General features: G+C 27.7%; 15 protein-coding genes. 2 read left to right on the forward strand and 13 right to left on the reverse strand.

Annotated features, from left to right (window positions below; translation table 11 throughout):
* Positions 1–66: 66 nt before the first annotated feature.
* Together I4V51_RS09130 and I4V51_RS09135 are read right to left on the reverse strand one after the other, a co-directional pair.
* Positions 67–6,606, reverse strand: a complete 6,540-nt coding sequence (locus I4V51_RS09130) for an endo-alpha-N-acetylgalactosaminidase family protein (protein WP_195988127.1) — start codon at positions 6,604–6,606, stop codon at positions 67–69.
* A 217-nt stretch (positions 6,607–6,823) separates the two neighbouring features.
* The gene (locus I4V51_RS09135) at positions 6,824–7,636 is read right to left on the reverse strand and encodes a MerR family transcriptional regulator (RefSeq protein WP_195988128.1); all 813 of its coding nucleotides are present in this window, start codon (positions 7,634–7,636) and stop codon (positions 6,824–6,826) included.
* Positions 7,637–7,736: 100 nt separating this feature from the next.
* Between I4V51_RS09135 and I4V51_RS09140 the strand changes: the two genes are divergently transcribed.
* Positions 7,737–9,206, forward strand: a complete 1,470-nt coding sequence (locus I4V51_RS09140) for an MATE family efflux transporter (RefSeq protein WP_195988129.1) — start codon at positions 7,737–7,739, stop codon at positions 9,204–9,206.
* 56 nt (positions 9,207–9,262) lie between these two features.
* On the opposite strand, the gene I4V51_RS09145 is transcribed toward I4V51_RS09140, so the two are convergent.
* Complete coding sequence (locus tag I4V51_RS09145) at positions 9,263–10,105, reverse strand: AIM24 family protein (RefSeq protein WP_243281463.1); 843 nt, start codon at positions 10,103–10,105, stop codon at positions 9,263–9,265.
* A 178-nt stretch (positions 10,106–10,283) separates the two neighbouring features.
* On the opposite strand from I4V51_RS09145, the gene I4V51_RS09150 reads away from it, so the two are divergent.
* Positions 10,284–10,463, forward strand: a complete 180-nt coding sequence (locus tag I4V51_RS09150; protein ID WP_195988130.1) for a hypothetical protein — start codon at positions 10,284–10,286, stop codon at positions 10,461–10,463.
* Positions 10,464–10,589: 126 nt separating this feature from the next.
* Here I4V51_RS09150 and I4V51_RS09155 read toward each other — a convergent pair whose 3' ends face one another.
* From I4V51_RS09155 to thiC, 10 genes are all read right to left on the reverse strand, one after another.
* Positions 10,590–12,347 (reverse strand): aminopeptidase P family protein, encoded by a 1,758-nt coding sequence (locus I4V51_RS09155; RefSeq protein WP_195988131.1) that lies wholly within the window; start codon positions 12,345–12,347, stop codon positions 10,590–10,592.
* Positions 12,348–12,470: 123 nt separating this feature from the next.
* Positions 12,471–13,280: a YibE/F family protein gene (locus I4V51_RS09160; protein WP_195988132.1), complete on the reverse strand. Its 810-nt coding sequence runs from the start codon at positions 13,278–13,280 to the stop codon at positions 12,471–12,473.
* On the reverse strand, positions 13,222–14,397 hold the full coding sequence (locus tag I4V51_RS09165) for a YibE/F family protein (protein WP_195988133.1): 1,176 nt from the start codon (positions 14,395–14,397) through the stop codon (positions 13,222–13,224). Before I4V51_RS09165 ends, I4V51_RS09160 begins: the two co-directional genes overlap by 59 nt.
* A 130-nt stretch (positions 14,398–14,527) precedes the next feature.
* The gene (locus tag I4V51_RS09170) at positions 14,528–14,965 is read right to left on the reverse strand and encodes a GatB/YqeY domain-containing protein (RefSeq protein WP_195988134.1); all 438 of its coding nucleotides are present in this window, start codon (positions 14,963–14,965) and stop codon (positions 14,528–14,530) included.
* 189 nt (positions 14,966–15,154) lie between these two features.
* Positions 15,155–17,062, reverse strand: coding sequence for an ABC transporter permease (locus tag I4V51_RS09175; protein WP_195988135.1), 1,908 nt, complete (start codon positions 17,060–17,062; stop codon positions 15,155–15,157).
* Positions 17,062–17,814: an ABC transporter ATP-binding protein gene (locus I4V51_RS09180; RefSeq protein WP_195988136.1), complete on the reverse strand. Its 753-nt coding sequence runs from the start codon at positions 17,812–17,814 to the stop codon at positions 17,062–17,064. Before I4V51_RS09180 ends, I4V51_RS09175 begins: the two co-directional genes overlap by 1 nt.
* Before the next feature lie 120 nt (positions 17,815–17,934).
* Positions 17,935–18,831: a sensor histidine kinase gene (locus I4V51_RS09185; RefSeq protein ID WP_243281465.1), complete on the reverse strand. Its 897-nt coding sequence runs from the start codon at positions 18,829–18,831 to the stop codon at positions 17,935–17,937.
* Positions 18,832–18,956: 125 nt separating this feature from the next.
* The gene (locus I4V51_RS09190) at positions 18,957–19,628 is read right to left on the reverse strand and encodes a response regulator transcription factor (RefSeq protein ID WP_195988138.1); all 672 of its coding nucleotides are present in this window, start codon (positions 19,626–19,628) and stop codon (positions 18,957–18,959) included.
* Positions 19,629–19,879: 251 nt separating this feature from the next.
* Positions 19,880–20,425, reverse strand: coding sequence for a thiamine phosphate synthase (locus tag I4V51_RS09195; protein ID WP_207745933.1), 546 nt, complete (start codon positions 20,423–20,425; stop codon positions 19,880–19,882).
* Positions 20,418–21,722 (reverse strand): phosphomethylpyrimidine synthase ThiC, encoded by a 1,305-nt coding sequence (thiC, locus tag I4V51_RS09200; RefSeq protein WP_195988139.1) that lies wholly within the window; start codon positions 21,720–21,722, stop codon positions 20,418–20,420. The genes I4V51_RS09195 and thiC overlap by 8 nt, the downstream gene beginning before the upstream one ends.
* Between the last annotated feature and the right edge of the window lie 3 nt (positions 21,723–21,725).

The raw sequence follows: 21,725 nt of genomic DNA on the forward strand, positions 1-21,725 counted from the left end.
AGAATTCAATTTATTATTATAAAATAAAAAAGAAGGATTAATTAAAATCCTTCTTTCTTCAAATTACTATTTATTCTTTTTCTTTGAAAATAAGCATCCTGCTGCTCCTATAGCTAAACCTAGTAGTGCTACTACTCCTGATGAAGTTCCTCCTGTTTGAGGTAATTTACTATTACCCTTTCCTGAATTATTACTTCCACCATTACTACTATTTCCATTATTTGAGTTACTTCCGTTATTTCCTTGATTATTATCTTCTGGCTTAACTTCTGCTAATTCATAAAGTGCTAATTCTAAAGCTTTTTCAGCTACTTTTACATCTTCTAAATTAGCATCTTCATTTGTCATAACAGATTTAGCTAAAGATAATTTATTCTGTAAGTTAGCCCAAGATTCCTTAGTATATTTACTTGAATCTAAATTCTCAGATTTATTTATTAAATCTTGTAATTTATCCTTATTTGGTTTTAATCTTAATTCTAAGAAAGCTCTAACTAACTTATCGTACATAGTCTTAACTTCTTCTTCCATAGCATTTTTATCTGCCATTACATTATTAGCTTCATTTAATATAGGTTGTAGCTTATCCCAAGTAGCTTGTATATACTCACTTGAGTTTAAAGCTTCTATTTTAACAATTAATTTACCTAACTCTGTTTTATCACCTTTCTTAAATGAAAGCATTTGCATTACTTTACTTAACCTATCAAAAGATTTATTAACTTGTTCTTGACTAGCTTCTTCGTTATTTAATAAAGCTTTTGCTTCTTCTAATGCAGCTCTAAATTCTGTAACTACAGCTTCAACAACACCTTCTAATTCCTCTTCAGTAACCTTTTCTGCTACATCAACTGCAACTATTAAGTGATCTTTGAATATTTCAGAAGGTACTTCTTCTTTATCTGCTTCAACTAAATTATCAATTGCTTCTAATAAGTTATTAAAGGCTTCTTCAACATTTAGTCTAGTGGCAGTATCATTATTAACAACCTTTTCTGCAATTTTAATTGCTTCTAATAACTTTTCAAAACTATCTTTAGTATAATCTTTTTCATTGTAATTTTTACCTTCATTCACCAAATTAGATAAGGCAGTTTTATTTGTTGGAATTACATTATCATAACCTGATTTTAACTTCTCATAACGATAATCTACTTCTTCTTGAGTAGCATCTTCAGTTGTAATTATGTTGCTAGCTTCAATTATATCTTGTTGGAAATCTTGCCATACTTGGTTAGCAACATAATCTTCAGAACTTAATGCTTTAGCTTTCTCTAAAAGCTCAATTAAAGCTGATTTATCTGCTGAATTTACATGAACTAATTTACTCTTAGTATTTTCTAATTCATTAATACTATTATTTACTTCATTACTTGTAACCTTATCTTTCTTTAATAAAGCTTCTGCTTTTTCTATAGCATTTTGGAATGCTGTCCAATTTGAATCTTGTTTATAATCATCAGCATTTACTTTTTTCATTTCAGCAACTTTAGCTTTAAATGCATTTAACTCTTCTGTTGTTGCATACCTAACTAAAGCTTCTTTAGCTGATTTTAACCCATTATATGCATTTCTAAGCTCATCTTCAGTTACATCAGCCTTTGCTATAACATCTTCTGCTAATTTAATTTTTGCTTTTAATACAGCAAAGCTTTCAGCTGTATAGTTATTTTCATTTAACGCTTTTAATTCATTAACTAACGCTTGTAAATCTTCTTTTGATACATTTACTATTTCATCTACAAATAAGTTATCAACAATTAATGTTGAATCATTATTCTTTCTAATTTCTAAATAGTAATCATCATAATTACCAGTAGTAAATTCTAATACCGCTTGTTTTGAAGTATTGCTTATATCAACAGTTTTTATTGTTGCATTTGATGCATCATTAGCCTCTCTAGCCTTATCTGACTTAATAGATGCTGTAAATGCTTGATTTCTATATGCTATATAATCAAATCCAACTCTATAAGTAGTATTTGATTTAAATCTTACAGTTGCAGGAAGTGTTCTCATATAGTCACCATAACGAATCTTAAGTGAATATTCTCCACCTATAGTATCATCTGTATAAGGTTCGTTAGTTTGTGATAAATGTGAATTATCAGATTCTGTTGATACAAATGGACCAAATCCAAAGTCAACATTTTCAAAGTCATCATAGAAATAATGTTCTCCTTTATCTGTAATTCCATTAAGCTTCATTATTCTTACATCATCTAAGTTAGCCCATGAATTACCTGACCCACCAGCAACCTTTAAAGATATTTTTGCAGTACTTTCTCCTTCTGGAACAGTAAAGTTTACTCTTACTCTTTGATAATTTGTCTTATATTTATCTGTATGATGAACACCAAACACTACATTAGTACGATCTGTATAGTTTGAAACCTCTTCACCATTAGCATTTTCAACACTTAAAGTTACTTTTCTTCCATCACTAACTTCTACCCAAACTGAAGCTGAATAACTTTGTCCTGGTACTAAACCTGTTGCTGTTTGAGTTATTGTAGCATCATTTTCACCTTCAACTCTTAAATGGCTATTTGCCTTAGCATTATTAACTATGCTTATATGATCAGTTGAACCTGCAGTTGAGCTCTTCTTCCAGAAATCAAATGAATGACTATCAAATCCCATATCTTTTATTGGTGCTCCTGTGCTCCATTCAACTTGTTCTTGCGATTGTTGCCCTTTATAAACAACATAACCAGTATTAGCTTTAACATCTAAAGTTACTCTTCCATTATCTACCGCTACTTCTTTTTCATTAACCTTACCTAAATCAGTTAACTCATATACATAAACTGTTGATACATCATTCCAACTATTTGGCAATTCCCATGTAGTTGCTGAGTTGCTATCATTCCAATGATATATCTTTTCTTCAGTTTTAGAATCCCATGGAATAAATATCTTATTACCACGTGCTATTTCTTTTCCATCTTTAGTAATAACATTTACCCCATTATCCATTCTAGAAACAACTTCATTATTATCTCCAAAATAAATAGCATTATCTTCCCATCTACTAACTGGATAGTTCATTAAATATTTAAATGGTAATTGGCTTGTAAAGAAATTAGATAATGTTACATTTAAATTACTTTCATTTTGCCATCCATTTATACCTGGCCTAGAGTTTCCTCTAAATAAATTGCTTCCACCAAATATATCTTGTTCTGTATGATTTACGAATCTAGCAAGTTCACTAGTAGTACCATATCCACCATTATATGCATGGTGAGCCCATACGCTTGTTTTAGTTAATGATTTTGCATATTCAGACGCTACAGCTAGTCCTAAGTCATTTAACTTAGAAGTTAACTTATGAGCTGGCCATCTTCCATCCATATATACATCAATATAAACTAAATCTAATCCTGGGGCTAAAGCTGCTAAGTCTTCTAATCTCTTGCCCATTCCATTTTCTTCATCTAAAATATCATTTTCACGTATTATTTGATTTGCACTATCATACCAAGACCATCCTGGAACTGTAGAAACTAAATTTGGTCCATATTGATCAGCTTCTGGATAAGCTTCTGTATGATTTATATGAACTCCAATATTTGCATTATATTTTGCTGACTCACTTAATAATGTTTGGAATTCTTCTAATCCACCAGCTCTTTCGCTTATATTTGCAAAGTCTGGATGATTGCTATCATGACCTTCAGCTTGATATCCTTTAATGATTATAGTTTGTTCAAATCCATCTGTTATTAAATTAAACTTTTTAATATTATCTAAAATTCTTAAAAATGGATATTGAGCATTACTACCAACATTCATAGCAACTGAACTATAAGCATTATTTATAAGATCAACACCTAATCTTTTTTCTGATATATCATCTCTTAATGCAATTGCTCCATCTTGATAATCTACCTTATTATCTTTATTACGATCTGCTGTAATAGTAACTTTAGCATAAGGTTCGTTTATTACTTTTCCATCTAATCCACGATATAAATATTCATTTGTCCATAATCCTGTAGAATAATGATCTCCAACTACAAATGTTTGATAATTTATTTCTTGTTGGTTTTTAATTGAATTATTTTTTATACTTGCAGCCAAATCATCAGAACTTAATATTGCTATTGATGTATTTTTATATGCTTCATCATCAGTTTTAGTAGTTAAATCTACCTTAATATCATCATTTGCATAGTTTGCTAAGTTCATTTCAGCATTTGGAGCTGTATTTCTTATAGAAACTAAGCTATGATTTGGGAAATTAATAGTTTCAACCTTTCTATCGCCTTCATTTACATTTTCTATTTTCATTGTTAATGTATTATTTTCTACAGTAAATACTACATCTAATGAAACTTGTATTTCTTCAATGTTTAAATGATAAATAGCCTTATTTCCTTCAAACTCTGAAGTTACTTGTGGTACATAATTTTTATTATTTATACTTATTAAATGTACTGGTTTTTCTTGTCCATACATCTTTTTATTATTTTCTAAATAAGTATAATCAATAACTCTTGGGAAATTTGCATCCATTTTAACACTTAATTCTTCAGATTTTATTTCTTTTTCAACTATTTCTGCATCAGTTGAAGTTATTACATTTTCACTATTAACAGCCAAATATTGGTATGTTCCAGTATTGTTACCAGCTACTCTTAATCCAGCCTTACCTCTTCCCCTTGTTAATTCATTTACAACACCGTTGTATATTTCTGCTCCATCTAAATAAATAGTAACAGTATTTTCTACAACTTTAATTTTTACCTTATATGGCTCAACCCTATTAGCATATATTCTAGTACTGTCAGTAACTAATGTTCTACTTTGTCCATTACTATTTTTTACAAACCACCCTGTTCCATATTGGTTTCCAGAACCTTCTATTCCAATATATGTCCATCCATTTTCTGAATATCTAACTATCGCTCCAATATTACCAGCATCTGTTTTAGGATCAACCACAAACTCTACTGAACTATTAAATAATTCTGGAGAATTTTCATCTATAACAATAGAATCACCATTAGATGCAAATACTAGATGATTATTTTCATTAGATATTGTTCCATTACCTTTTACAACTGTCATTCCTTCAATACCTTTAGAAAAATCTCTTAGGTATTCATTAGCTTCATCTGGTGGTAATTGAACTTGTAACTTAAAGTTTGTTACATATCCATCTGCAAATAAAATGCTAATGTCTGTATCCCCATTATTTTTAACTTTTCCTATATATTCTTTTTTAATTGTTAAAGTATTAGCACTTATTGAATAGTCTTCATTTAATACTAATTCATTTTCTCCAACAAATAACTTTGATACTTGATTCTCGCCTTCTAAATTTACTTGTACATCATAAGTTCCTGCTTCATTATTAGGAATAAATTTTCTATCAGGACTTAAAGTAACAGGACTAAACTCTCCATTTATAAAATAATCAAAAGTAGCATTGGAGTAATTTCCTGGATATCCCCAGTTTCTTAATCCAATTTTTCCTGCTGTAGTTTTAATTCCTGGTACTATACCTTCATATACCTTTTCATCATCTATTAATACAGTGATATATTCTCCTGCATATTTTACTGATAATTTATATTCTCTTCCTTGTTCTAATACCTTAGTAAATGGAAGCTTACCATTATTGCTACCATTTAACCATACCCATGTTCCATCAACATCATAACCAATACCAGCAAAATTATTTGCATCTTCATATCTAAATAATAGTCCAACACGACCTGCATGATTATTCACTGTAATTCTTGTTTCTACAAATCCATCCTTTATTACAGGTGCATTTTTATCACTTGAAATTGTATTTGAGTTATTTCCATCTGCTTGTGCTGTTAATTTCCCATTAGCTGCATTTATTGCTCCATCTCCAGATTTTACTTCCCAACCTCTAGTATCATCATCATCAAATGACACTAAATAGTGACCATCTTCAGTTTGCTCTGGTGCCTTTTGAGAATAATATCTTATATTATCATAATTAGCATGAGAATAGTTATCTGTATATCCCCACTGTCTAAAACCAAATTTACCGCCTTCACTATCAACTAAAGTATTTCCTGAATATAATAAACTTCCATTCACATATAATTCTAATAATGTTCCTGCAAATACTACCTTCATTTTATAAGTTTGTCCATTATTAAGATTAATACCATTTTGAACCAATACTGTTTCTGATTCTTTTCCATTAGTAACAGTCTTTAAAACCCACTTCCCAGATACATCATGGCCAACCATGCTATAATTATTTTGATCTACATACCTGAAAACTAACCCAATTCTTCCTGCATGACTTTTTACCCTCATATCAAGTTCTAAAACACCATCTTTTATAGTTGGTGAATTATTATCAACAGCTAGAGTATATTGCCCTTGATCTGGCCAATTTGCAGCTTGAATTTCAAGACCTCCATCAACATGAGATATATTTCCACCACCATAAACTTTCTCTATACCGTCTATTCCATCTTCAAAGTCCTCTACATACTGCTGCTCAATTGTAGCAGCTTGTACAACACTACTTAAATCAGATACTACTCCGGTTATAGTAAACGTTGCTACCAATAACCAACTTATCTGAGCCTTAATAAATTTAGATTTCACTTAACCCCCCCATTTGTAATGCTTTTCAATTAAATTATAATTTATTTTATAAATATTTTGTTTTAATATGTTGTCTAGTTTTATAAGTAAATTGTTCTATTAACAATTTACTTATAATTGATTATTTTAAATAATCAATTATATCTACTTTTCTGCAAAAAAATTAGATATATCATTAAATATGACATATCCAATTCATCATTTTTTCTACTAACATTTACTTTCTTATAGGTAAATATATATTTCTTAATAAGGCTTCTTGATTAAATATATTAAAAAATGTATGCTCAACTATAACTACATTTTCTTCAAATTTATACTTATCTTTATTATCATTCCAAAGTCTAAAAATAATTTCAGGTAATTTTTCTAAAGGTTCTAATGTAGTAATCATTAATGATAAAGTCATATTTTTTTCAACTATATCCTCTCCTTCCTCTTCCTCACTACATAAATATCCTACACTCATTCCTGATGTATCTTCTCTATTGCTTAACCATTTCTTATCTACTATTTTTAGTTTAATTATATGTGATGATGCATCAGTAGATATAATTGATGGTGCCATTTGCTCTATATCATAATTTTTATAATCAAACTTAGCTACACGAAACCTAAAACTTATATTTTCTACAACCTTAACCTTATGTGGTACCTTTTGATAATCTTCTAAAGTTTTCTTTAAATAGCTAAGTAAATTCTTAACATTGTTCCAATAATTTATTTTTTTTATAGCTTTATTAATTTGTTCATCTAAGAAATTACTATATGAATTTATATCCTTACATTCAATAAAATTAGGAATCTCACTAATTGGTACATCCATAGAACGTAAAAATAGAACAACGTTTAATATCTCAAGATCTGCAATTGAATAATATTTATACCTATTTTTTTCATTTTCATGAGGATTTATAAGCCCACATTCCTCATAATGTCGTAATGTATCCTTAGTAACTCCTAAAAACTTTGATACTTCACCTCTAGTATATCTAGGTGTAAAAAAATATTTTTCTCTATCTAAAGTCATTTTTACTCTCCTCATAATAAATTAATAAAATCTATTTATTGACATTGGGGTTACCCCACACCTTATATTATACTATAGATTAAATAAATAGGAGGCATATATGAAAAAGGAAAACAATGATAATAAGAAAATGGATCTTATGAAAAATGGACCTGTAAAAAAAACACTACTTACTTTAGCAATTCCTTCTATGATAGCTATGGTTGTATCTGCACTTTATAATCTTGTAGATACTATATTTGTAGGTATGTTACATGATACTAATTCTATGGCTGCTGTTTCTGTTTCATTTCCATTCTTCGTTACATTAATGGCCCTTGGTTTATTAATAGGAGTAGGTGCCGCTTCTTGTGTTGGTAGACTATTAGGATCACAAAAATACGATGAGGCCAATCGTGCTAGTGGATTAGCAGTTTTATTATCTATACTTATATCAGTTGCTATTATGATTATTGGTTTTACATTTATGAACGGAATTATGAAAATAATTGGTGCTTCACCTGAAGTATTACCTTATGCCAAATCATATTCTAACTGGTTACTAATTGGAGCTATATTCACTATCTCTAACTTAGTATTAAATAACCTTCTTAGAACTGAAGGTGCTACTAAACAATCTATGAATACTATTATAGTCGGTGCTGTAGCTAATATAATACTTGACCCTATATTTATGTGGGGATTAAATTTAGGTATTACTGGTGCTGCCATTGCTACTGCTATTAGCCAAGGGATTTCAACAGTTCTTATGATTTTATTCTATACACGTAAGAAATCACAAATTAAACTTAATTTTGCAACTATATTTAAACCAACATCTAATGATAAAGAAATTGTAAAGCAAATTTTTTCAGTTGGTATTCCTATATTTGTTAGTCAATTCTTAGCAGCTATAGCATTTACTATTCTTAACTCTACTGCTTCAGTTTTTGGTGCTGCTGCACTTGCTGCTATGGGAATTGTAAATAAAATATATACTATTGTTACTCAAATGGTAGGTGGATTTAATAACACTTACTTACCTTTTGCCTCTTTTAATGTAGGTGCTAAGAGATATGATAGAGTAAAAGAATCTACTTATTTTGCTTTATTAGTTACTGGTTCATATAGCATAATTTTAACTATAATTATATGTATAGTTCCTGAATTCTTTATTAAGCTATTTAGTAATGATCCTGAAGTTATTAGTCTTGGTGTTAATGCAATAAAAATGCAACATTACTTATTAATAGGTTATTCCTTCATTTTTATTATGACATCTACATTCCAAGCTATGAAAGAAACAAAGAAAGCTGGAATTTTATCTTTTGCTCGTCAAGGAATATTGCTTATACCATTAACATTCATACTTCCAAGAGTATTTACTAATAGTGTGCCATCAATCTTAGAACTGCTTAGTTCTAACCCAATGGCTCCTGGATTATATGGTGTAATGCTTGCTCAACCATTAGCTGATTTAATTACAATGGTATTATGTGCGTTCTTTAGTATTAGTACTTTCAAAAGACTTAATAAACTATCTAAAGAACCAATTCAAGAATCTACCTTAAAAGAATCTATATCAATTTAGATTTAGATAAAAGTAAAGCTATCATCTACTATATTTAACAGATGATAGCTTTACTTTTATCTACTATTGCTTGTATTCATATCCATTCCAGTTGTACTATTTACTCCATAAGCTCTAGCCCTATTTATAGTATCATAAATTTTTATAGTTGGAGCAAGCCATACTGTTCCTGTACCACGATATACGTTGACAAGACCTTCTCCACTTACAGCTGATCCAATTAAAGACTTCGCTGATCTCTCTACTGTAAAGCTTATATTTCCACTTCTTAAGATTGCAAAATTCCCATCTACTTTTAAAGTTTCATTCTCTAAATGTATTTCATCTATCTCACATACTGGAACTCTACATTCTAATACTACTATTCCTTTTCCCTTTAATGATAATTGAAATATTCCTTCTCCTCCAGCTAAAGCTGATGATATATTTTTTTGAACTATTGGTTTAACTTGTACACTTCCTTGTGCACAATAAAACATTCCCTTATCAACTATAACTTCACCATCGATTGTTAAAACTAAGTAATGATTAAAAGAAGGCTCAAGAACTATCATTCCTGTTCCTTTATACTCTGGCTGAGCAACACCTTCACCTGTTACAGCTGATGAAAACATCTTTCCTATTAAGTTTCCTGCAGTAACACCAGAAACCATTTCTAAATTTCCTTTAAAATAGCTCATAGCACCAGGTTCAACCCTTACCTTATCATTATTTAAGTATATAGCAACTTGTCTTGCTTTTATATTTTGTTGTTCCATAAAATACATATCCATTGCAGCTGTTGTATCAGTGGAACCTTGTAGCTTATTATATTCTAATATCTCTACCTTCATTCCTGCATATTCAGTTGTATCAATAACACTAACATTTTTTCTTGTTCCTATAGCACTAATTCCCATATGTATCACTTCCTAATTAAAATTCTTAATTATTATTATATCAAAATTATATTTTCTAAAATATATTTATTTATACAAAATATCATTCACCATATTATTTATGTTGCGTATATTATACTATAAAGTAATTCAACAGAATGTGAGTTAAGTCTTCATATTCTATTAGGAGGAAAAATTTATGGGAAGATGTTATAATAACTGTAATAGAAATTGTTGCAGATATAATAATTATGGATACTATAATAACTATGGTAATTACGGCTACTATAATAATTGTGGTTTTGGTAACTGCGGTTTTGGAAATTGTGGCTGGGGATGTAACTGGTTAATATTACCATTACTATTCTTATGCTTCTAATTACACTAAGCTAATATTAAATTACAAAATGACATTTTTATAAATATTATATCGTTGGTACAAAACTTTTAATAATAATTTACAAAACAAAAGTTAGGATGTTATCTCCCATCCTAACTTTTATTTTTATATTTCTCTAGTTTCTATCTTTAATAAATCTTTTTCATCATTATTTAAATAAGGGCTTAATTTTTCATAAACCTTTTTATGGTAATTATTTAACCATTCTTTCTCATCATTATTTAATAGTGCTACATCTACTCCATTTAAATCTATAGGACAATATGATATTGTTTCAAATCTATAAAACTCTCCACAATCATTACTTTCCTCTCTAACAACTACCATAATATTTTCAATTCTTATTCCAAACTTACCTTCTTTATAAATACCTGGTTCATTAGTTAATATCATTCCTGGTTCTAAAGGAACTGTATTTCCATTTGGTCTTATTCCTTGTGGCCCTTCATGAACATTTAAGAAAAACCCAACTCCATGTCCTGTTCCACATTTATAATCTAATCCTTTTTCCCATAATGGTCCTCTAGCTAAAATATCTAAATTACACCCAGTAGCACCTTTTAAGAATTTAGCTTTTGATAGATTAATATGACCTTTTAATACTAAAGTAAAATCTCTCTTTTCTTCTTCTGTAATATTACCTAATACAAAAGTTCTTGTTATATCAGTAGTTCCATCTAAGTATTGTCCACCTGAATCTACTAAGAATAAGCCCTCTTCTTTTAATTCATAATCACTTTCAGGAGTTACACTATAATGCATCATTGCTGCATGTTCTTTATATCCAGCTATAGTTCCAAAGCTATCACCCTTTGCTAATTCTCCTTGACTTCTTAATTCTGATAACTTTTCACTTGCAGTTATTTCTGTAACCTTTTCTTTTCCTACAGTTTCCTTTAAGTATTTTATAAACTTAACCATAGCAACGCCATCTTTAATATGAGCATTTTCAAAGTTAGCTATTTCAACTTCATTTTTTATTGCTTTTAAAGTAGTAGTTATATTTAACTTTTCTTTTATTTCACAAGTTAATAAAGAATATAACTTAGCATTAACCTTTGCTGGGTCTATTAATACTGTGCCTGAAAGCTCTTTTACATCCTCTTCTATTTCATTATAATCATATATTGATACTAATTGACTCTCTAATTTTTCTTTTACTTCATTATCAACTTTCTCTTTATTTATATAAAGATTAGCTGTTTCTTCTGTAACTATTGCATAACATAATGCTACTGGATTAAATAAAATATCATTTCCTCTAATATTAAAAAGCCATGCTATATCATCTAAAGAAGTTAATAAATAATTTTGAACATTATTTTCCTTCATAGCTTTTCTAACTTCACTTATTTTTTCACTAGCACTTTTTCCTGCATATATTTCATCATGAATAAAAATTTTATCTTCTGGCAAGCTTGGTCTATCGTTCCAAACCTCTTCTAATAAATCCTTATCCATATTTATATTAAATTTATTTTTCTTACTTATTTTTAGTAAGTCTTTATATTGATTAGTACTATAACAACTTCCATCAAAGCCTAAGACTTCTGACTCTTTAACATTTTTTTCTATCCATTCATTAATAGTGTCATATCCTGGAGTAGCTATTTTCATTAAATCAATTCCTGAACCTTTTAATTGCTCAGCTGCTTGTATGAAATATCTTCCATCAGCCCATAATTTAGCTTCATTTTCTCCAACTAATAATGTACCTGCAGAACCAGTAAAACCTGAAACTTCAGCTCTTCCTCTATAATATTCTGCTACATATTCACTTTGATGTGGATCTGAACTTGGAATTATATAATAATTAATATTATATTTTTTCATAACTTCTCTTAATTTATTAAGTTTACTCATGTATGTTCCCCCCTTATTACTTATAAAAAAAGTAAAGACTATTATATTACACAATCTTTACTTACAATAACAATTTTACAATATCTTTCTTTCTTTAGGAAATATATTTTTTATCTTTTATGTTTATCCATTGTTTTCTTTTTCTAATTTATCGCATCGAACCTTAATTTTCTTTATAATTTCATTATTACTTTTTAACATATATGTTCCAATAAAGATACTTATAGGTATTATAAATAAACATCCTATATTAGAAATAGCTAAACTAAATAAATTTTGAAAAAACTCCTTTGAGTTAATAACACTTGAAAAAGTATAATTATTTTTCATAAATAAAATACTAATCATCATAGTTTCTCCTATGGTAGCAAAGAAAAGTGTATTAACTGTTGTTCCTAATATATCTCTTCCAACATTGAATCCCATTTTTATTAATGTATTAGGAGTAATTTCACTATTTATCTCATTAAATTCAAATAATGATGATGTTATTGCCATTGCTGTATCCATAATTGCTCCTAATAAGCTAACTATAATCATACATATCATTAATTGATTCATATTAATATTTACATTTGGAGATAAATAAACACTTATATCTGAACTTAAATCCAACTCACTATATCCACCAAAATTAGATTTATTACCAACAAAGTAAATTATAAAACTTAATAGTAAAATAACACAAATAACCGAAATAACAGCTGCATAAGTTTTTATATTATACCCATTTTGATATATTAAAGTTATTTGACAAAACACCATTGTTCCTACAATAGTTACTAATATAGGATTTACTCCTGATATTATAAGATAAATTCCTGATATTAAAGCTACGATATTACATACTAATGCAATAAATGATTTTGCTCCTCTATCCCCTCCTATGAGAATCATCAATATTAATAATACTACTGCTAATATCAGTATCATCTTTACTCAATCCTTTCCTAAAAAATAACACTGCAACTAAAGCAGATATTGGTACAGCCGCGACTATTCCTATAGATCCTATTAAAAATCTAACTATTTCAAAAGAAATATCAAATTGAATTAAACTTGCTAGCTTATAACCATTAATTATCTTTAATATTACAATTGATAAACTTCCTCCTATATAAGAAAACATTAAAACATTTATCATAGTTCCCATAATATCATGTCCGATTTCTCTTATTGATTTAATTAATTGTTTTATACTTATTGATTTTGATGAGTTAACTAATTCATTAACCGCTGAATTTATTGTTATACTTACATCCATAACAGCACCTAAGCACCCTATTATTACGCCTGATAAAAATATATTTTCAATATCATTAGGACCTGCAATATAATCCATTAACTCATAATGCAAATCTCCCCCATAAATAATAGCTAATTTATATAATCCAAATATTAAAAATGTAGTTATAATAGTTGAGATTATAGATCCTATATTCTTTTTTGAAAATCCTCCAAGCAGTAATAAAGTTACCACACTGAAGAAAATTATCATAATTAAGTTTATCAACATAAAATCTTTTCCATTAATATATAACTTTATAAAGTATATAAATGCAGCTATATTTGCAACTAATGTAACTAAGGTGTAAACTCCAAATTTTCCTGAAACTAAAATAATAGTGATAACAAAAATTCCTACAAGAAATACTATATACTTATCTCTTTTAAGTCCGTTAATAGTCCCCTGTAACTCTTCATTACCTTTTTTTATACTTACAAATAAATCATCACCCTTTTTGTATTTTTCATTTTTAAGCATAGATGCTGAATATGTATTTTTTAAAGTAATAATCTCACCTTTATACTCTCCATTTTTTATTTTTGCTGTAATAGTTTGATTAAAATACTTCTCCTTTCTTCCATCTAATCCATCTTCAACCCTTAAGTATTCATCAGTAATCCTTATAACTTTTGCAATCTCTGATTTATACAAATTATAATTATTATTACTCCATATAAGTATGGCAATAAATATTGTTACTAATATTAAGATTCCAATAAATTTGATTTTATTATTTTCTATGTATTTTTTTACTTTATCCATAATACTCCTTTCGCAACTTTATCTCCCTTTTTTCCTCTCCCTCTAAATTGTATAATCTTTAAAAATATAAATCAAATTAAAGCAAAAAGTTGAGAATATTTCTATCCTCAACCTTCTTATATTATTTGTTTTATCCTAATATTTGCTTTACCATAGGATTAATTTTAGCTCTATCAAACTTACCATTTACCATTGGCATAATTTCTTTCATTATTTTCCCCATATCTTTGGCAGTATAATTACCATTAGTAATAATTTCTTTTAACATAGCATTAACTTCTTCTTCAGTTAATTGCTTTGGTAAGTATGGTGTTAATACTTCAAGTGCAAAGTTTCCTTCAGCTATTTTATCTGCATCATTAGCTTTAACAGCGTATTCTAAAGCTTCTTTAGTTTGCTTTATGCTTTTTTCTATAATTTTAATAACATTTTCATCTGGAATGTCTTCTCTGTTATTAACTTCATATGCTTTAATTTCTGAATTAACTAATCTTAAAACACTTACTCTTGCCTTATCCCTTGCTTTCATTGCAGCTATTTCGTCTTTTTTTAATGTTTCTTTTAACATATTTATATAGTTAGTTATTATAACTAACCTACCCTCGCTTTCATCTTTATATTTCTAAGTAAATTATACCAGTTTTATAATCAAAATCAAATTTATTCCAAATTGGCTATTATTAATTTTAAATATCACTTTATAGTTTTCGTATTATGAGATAAAATATATCCCTTTAATAATATTCTTTTTTCTTACTTAAACCTTAACAATATTTTTAAAGCTCCTAATAGATATAATTGCACTAACTATAAATATACAAGTTGATACTACTACACTTACAAGAAAGGTTCCATTTAAGTTTTCTGATATGAATTTTCCTAAAACCTGTATTGCAAAAAAACTATGAATTAGTCCTATAGATAATGGAAGTATATAAAATAATGATACTTCTTTTCTTATTGCTTTTCCTAAATCTTTTTTTGATGCTCCTATATTTTTTAAAATTTTATATTTATCCTTGTCCTCTGTAGCATCACTATATACCTTTATATAAATAATACTAGCTTCTGCAAGAACAAATACTAAAAATAAAAATGCTCCGATTGCATAAACAAGCTTTAACCATTCTACATTTTTAGTTTTATAAATACCAACTTGTAAATCCACATTATTTTCTATATATGGTTGCAATCCTTTAGATAATTTATCAATAACTTCTTCATTTAAAAATTCTTTATCATCGCTTATCTTAATTCCATAAAAATTAACAATTTGTCCTTTACTTTTAAGGCTTTCGTATTCATCATTATTAACAACAACTGTTGGATAATTAATTAATGAACCTAAAACCTTAAATCTTATATCACCTTCACTAATTATAAATGTTTTATCACCAATAGTTGCTTCATTTTCCTTAATCAGACTTGCTAATGTTCCTGGTCTTTGAATATAAATAGCATTATTTCCTTCAACCATTTCTTTATTAACCTTTTCTAAATCTTTTTTATATCCATTAGCTTTTAAAATATCAGTAAACTTATCATAATTTATCACTATATAATCTTGCTTTTTATATTCTTCAACATTTTTCAATGTATTTTTAACTATTAATACATCAGTATTTAAGTCAAATTTCTTTTTCCCTACTACTTTAGTAATTTCTTCGCATATTTTTTCATTATTTATTTCATTGTTAGAAGAAAAAGACATTGAAAATAATTGATCATTTTGCTCGCTCATTGAATAAAGCTTTCTCATTGATACTGATGTACCTAAAACAGTAACTGTACATGCTGTTAAAATTCCAATTGTGGCATAAGTAGTATAATTTTTCTTTATTCTATAAGCTAAACTATTAATAGTTATTATATTCTCGCCTTTATATAATGTCTTTTTATTATTAATTAAAAATCTAAGAATTACTGGAATAGCTGCATAAAACAACCCATAAGTACCTATACAAACTAAAATTAAAGTTTGAAAAGCATTAGTTTTAGAACTAAATACTAAGTAATATCCATATACAATACAACATGTAGATAATATTGCAATAATATAAGTAAATACAGTTATTTTAGGCATTTTTTCTGTTTTTCTACTATCATTTAAAAGCTCAATTACCTTACTTCTTGCAATACTAATAAAACCTTTAATACTCATTAATAAAAATATAGCCATAAATATTAAAAATGTACTTACTATTGAGTTAGCTGTAATAGCAAATTTTACATCAACATTAAATCCCGCAACTGCAAAAACTATCATTTGAAAAAACTTAGAAAATAATACCCCAATCCCAATTCCAATTACACTAGCAGATATACCAATAAACATCATTTCTGAAAAATATATTTTACCTATAGTTTTTAAAGCAACTCCCATAAAGGTAAAAAGACCTATTTCCTTTTTTCTATTTTTTAAGAATACATTCGATGTATACCATATAAAAAAAAGCATAAATACACCTAAAATTACGCTTATTATTTGTAATATCATTTTTGTATAATGTGAATTTGCTTCTCCTAAAATTTTAAGAGCTTCTCCATCCATAAGTATTAAAAAATTACTTAAAATAATTACTGAAAATATCATTGACATAAAAAACATTGTATATGTCTTTATATTATTTTTAAAATTATTAAAAGCCATGGAAAATACATTCATTACTTAGCACCTCCTAAAGTTGCTAACAAATCAATTATTTTACCATAAAACACTTTTCTATCATGTCCTCTATTTAATTGACATCTTATTTCACCATCACTAAGCATATAAACCTTTTTAGAATAGCTTGCACTAAATGCATCATGAGTAACCATTATTATAGTGGCTTTATTTTTATCATTTACCATTTTTAAACATTCCAATAAATCTATAGAAGACTTAGAATCTAAAGCTCCTGTTGGTTCATCTGCAAATATAACCTTTGGTTCTGTAATTAATGCCCTTGCAGCAGCACCTCTTTGCTTTTGTCCTCCTGATAATTCATAGGGATATTTTTTTAGGTGTTCATTAAGTCCAAAAATATTTGACGTTTTAATAACTTTTTCTTCTATTTCCTTACTTCTTTTTCTACCTAAAGCTAATGGAAGTGCTATGTTATCCATTAATGTCATATTATCTAAAAGACTATAATCTTGAAATATAAAACCTATTTTTTCTTTTCTAATATTAGATAATTCTTTATTTTTCACCTTAGCAAGGTCTATTCCATCTAAAATTATTTCACCTTTAGTTGGGTTATCTAGAGTTGAGAGTAAATTTAAAAGAGTAGTTTTACCAGCTCCTGATGGTCCCATTATTGATAGAAATTCTCCTTCGTCAACTGATAAAGATATATTATTTAAAACTCTAGTCTTAAAGCCTTTAATTCCATAATCCTTTGATACATTATTTAATTTTAATATTTCATTCATTAATCGGTTCCTCCAAAATATAATTTCTAATTTACTGAACTGTTAATCAGCTTACAAATTAATTTTAGCGGTTTATAAAAAATTAATCCTTCACTTAACATTACAATTAAAGTTTTAATGTTACATTTTTGTAATAGTAGTGAAATCAGATATTTTATTAAACTTAATTTTAAACAAAGTATATTGATTTTTTACTGATTCCACCTCAAATGAACTTCCTAGTTTATCTAAAATCTTTTTAGAAAAATAAAGTCCCATTCCTGTAGATTTATATATAGTGTTTCTTCCATTACTACCTGTAAATCCTTTGTTAAATACTCTTTCTATATCTTCCTGTACTATTCCAATGCCGTTATCCCATATATTTAAACAAATATACTTATCACTTTCTTCACCATAAAATTTAATTTTTCCATTTTCTTTAGAATACTTTATTGCATTATTAATAATCTGGTCTAAAACATATAAGATCCACTTTTTATCAGTAAAAATATAATGATTAAGATTCTCTAAGTTTATTTCCATATTATTTCTTATTAATATAAATGCATTGTTTTTTATAGCTTGCTTTATTAAATCTTGTAGTTTTATTTCTGAAATAAATATATCCTCAGCAGCTGCTGTTGCCCTACTTCCATACATAACTGAATTAACTAAAAAATTAATTTTTTCAGTTTGATTCTTAATATCAGCACTAATTCCTTCATCATCAATACGTTCTAAAATCATAAATATAGCACTAATAGGCAACTTTATTTCATGAACCCATTTTGAAATGTACTCTTCCATATCTTTAATTTGTGTATTTTTCATATCTAATACTTCTGAATATTTATTTTCTTTTTTATTAATTATATAAGTCATTATTTCTTCTTCTAACGACTCACCATCAATATCATTTATATTAATATCATTATCCTTTTCAATAACTTCATATACTTTACTAAATCTTTCTTTCCAAAGTCTATACTTAATAAAAAAAGCCACAATATAAAGAATAATTAGAATTATATCCAAGTAATATATTTCTCCCATACTGCCCTTTAGTAAATTTAATACTAAAAAATATATATTAATAAAAAGTAAAATACTACAATTAAATAAAATACTTTTTATATTTTCTTTAATAAATCTTTTTAAATTCATTGTATTAAATACCCTATTCCCTTTTTAGTTTTAATAATATCATCTAACCCTAATTCTTTTATTCTTCCTCTAAGCCTTGTAATATTAACAGTTAAAGTATTATCATTAACAAACTCATCATCGTTCCATAAGCTCATCATAAGTTTTTCTCTAGATACTGCCTTTCCTTTATTTTTTATTAGTAATGATAATATTTTAATTTCATTTTTAGTAAGATCTATTTCCTGATCCTTATATCTAAAAATACATTTTTCAATATCTAAAACTGCATCATTATAATAAATTATCGAATCTGAGCTATTATAATCATAGCTTCTACGTAATAAAGCATTAATTTTTGATATTAATACTTCTACAGAAAAAGGCTTTGTAATATAATCATCTCCACCGTTATTCATCCCCATAATGATATCCATATTAGAATCCCTTGAAGATAAAAATATTATAGGCACCCTTGAAATCTCTCTTATCTTTTCACACCAATAAAACCCATCATAAAACGGTAAATTAACATCCATCAATACAAGACTTGGCTTTTTATCTATAAATTCCTTTACTATATTATTAAACTCATCTATTAACTCTACTTCAAACCCCCATTTTCCCAATGATAAAGCTAACTCTCCTGCAACATCTAAATCATCTTCAATTAACAATATTTTTTTCAAACTTTTCACCTCTTATCATTATCTTAATTCTCTTATTAAAATACTATCATAATTCTATCATTAAAAACATTTTAAAAAGCTTTACTCACTAAAGATACAATTATTATATACTTTTTAACTACACTCAAATACCTTATTAATATCACCAATAGTCCATATTTTTTTATAAAATTAATTATAAACAAATAAAACTGAAGTAAAATTACTTCAGTTTTATTTGTTTATATTCTTATAAATTTACTAAACTTATACTAATTATAAAATAGTGACATTACTGCAATTCCATTTGCCCCAGCTTCAATTACTTTCATATAGTTATCTGAATTTATTCCACCTAAAGCAATTATATCACACTTAACACATTTTCTAAGTTCACTAATAAACTCCACACCTTTAGGCTCTAAGCCTTCTTTACACCTAGTTTCAAAAATATGTGAAGCAAGAAGGTATTTAGCTCCCTTACTATAGGCTAACCTTCCCTCTTCAATAGTATGAACAGATACCCCTACATTATAATCAACCCTTCCTAAAGACATAAAATCATTAAATGAAAGTTGAATTGTCTTTTCATTAACTTCATTAAAAATCTTAAGCTTTGAATTAATTATTATTTCTGTATTAGGTGCTAACTCCTTAACCTTATAATAAAGCTTTTTATATTCCTCATCATTTAAATCTTTTTCTCTAAGTATAATTTTTATATTATTATAATCTGCAACACTTTTTATTACCTCAAAGTACTTTTCTTCACTTGCTAAAGCTCTATTAGTTATAAAATAAATAGGAATGCTAATCATTGATTACTAACTCTTCGCCATTTAATATTTTCTTCATAGTTCTCATTGAACACATCTTTCCACACATTGAGCAACTTTCTTCATCATGTGGCTTAGATTCTGCTCTATATCTTCTTGCCTTTTCTGGATCTATAGCTAAATCAAACATCTTTTCCCAATTAATATCAGCTCTAGCTTGACTCATTTCATTATCCCAATTTCTAGCTCCCTTAACTCCCTTTGCAATGTCTGCAGCATGGGCGGCTATTTTAGATGCTATAATCCCTTCCCTCATATCTTGTAAATTAGGTAACCTTAAATGCTCTGCTGGAGTTACATAGCATAAAAAGTCAGCTCCATAAGTTGCAGCAATAGCTCCACCAATTGCAGAAGTAATATGATCATATCCTGGTGCTACATCTGTAACTAATGGTCCTAAAACATAGAAAGGTGCTCCATGACATAATCTCTTTTGCATAACCATATTAGCTTCAATTTCATTAAGTGCCATATGCCCGGGCCCCTCAATAATAACTTGTACATTCTTTTCCCAAGCTCTTTTTGTAAGTTCACCTAAAGTTATAAGTTCCTTAATTTGAGAGGCATCTGAAGCATCATTTATTGAACCTGGTCTTAATGCATCTCCTAAAGATAAGGTAATATCATATTTTACACAAATATCTAATAAATCATCATAATATTCAAAGAATGGATTTTCAGCATTATTCAACTCCATCCAAGCAAATAAAAGTGAGCCACCTCTTGATACTACATTAGTTAATCTTTTATTTCTTTTTACTGTTTCAACAGCTTCTCTATTTAAACCAGCATGAATAGTTACAAAGTCAACTCCATCTTGCCCATGTTTTTCAACTACATCAAGAAATTCTTTTGCAGTTAGATCCTTTAAATCTTTATCATAATATCCTAAAGCATCATATATTGGAACTGTTCCAAGCATTGCAGTAGACATTTCTACTATAGTTTTTCTCATTTCTGCAGTTTTACCATAATTAGATAAATCCATTATAGCTTCTGCTTTCATTTCTAAAGCAGTTCTAACCTTATCTAATTCCTTTTCACAATCACAACAATCCTTTGATATACCTAAATTAACATTTATTTTAGTTCTTAGACCTTGTCCAACTCCTTCTGGACTTAAAGTCTTATGGTTTTTATTAGCTGGAATTGCTACTTTTCCTTCTCCTACTAATGCTCTTATTTCCTCTACCGACTTACCTTCCTTAATAGCTACTATTTTCATAGCTTCTGTTATAATTCCCTTTTTAGCTGCATCCATTTGTGTTGTATAATTCATTTT

Source organism: Clostridium sp. D53t1_180928_C8 (assembly GCF_015667795.1).
In the GTDB taxonomy this organism is placed as follows: Bacteria; Bacillota; Clostridia; order Clostridiales; family Clostridiaceae; genus Clostridium.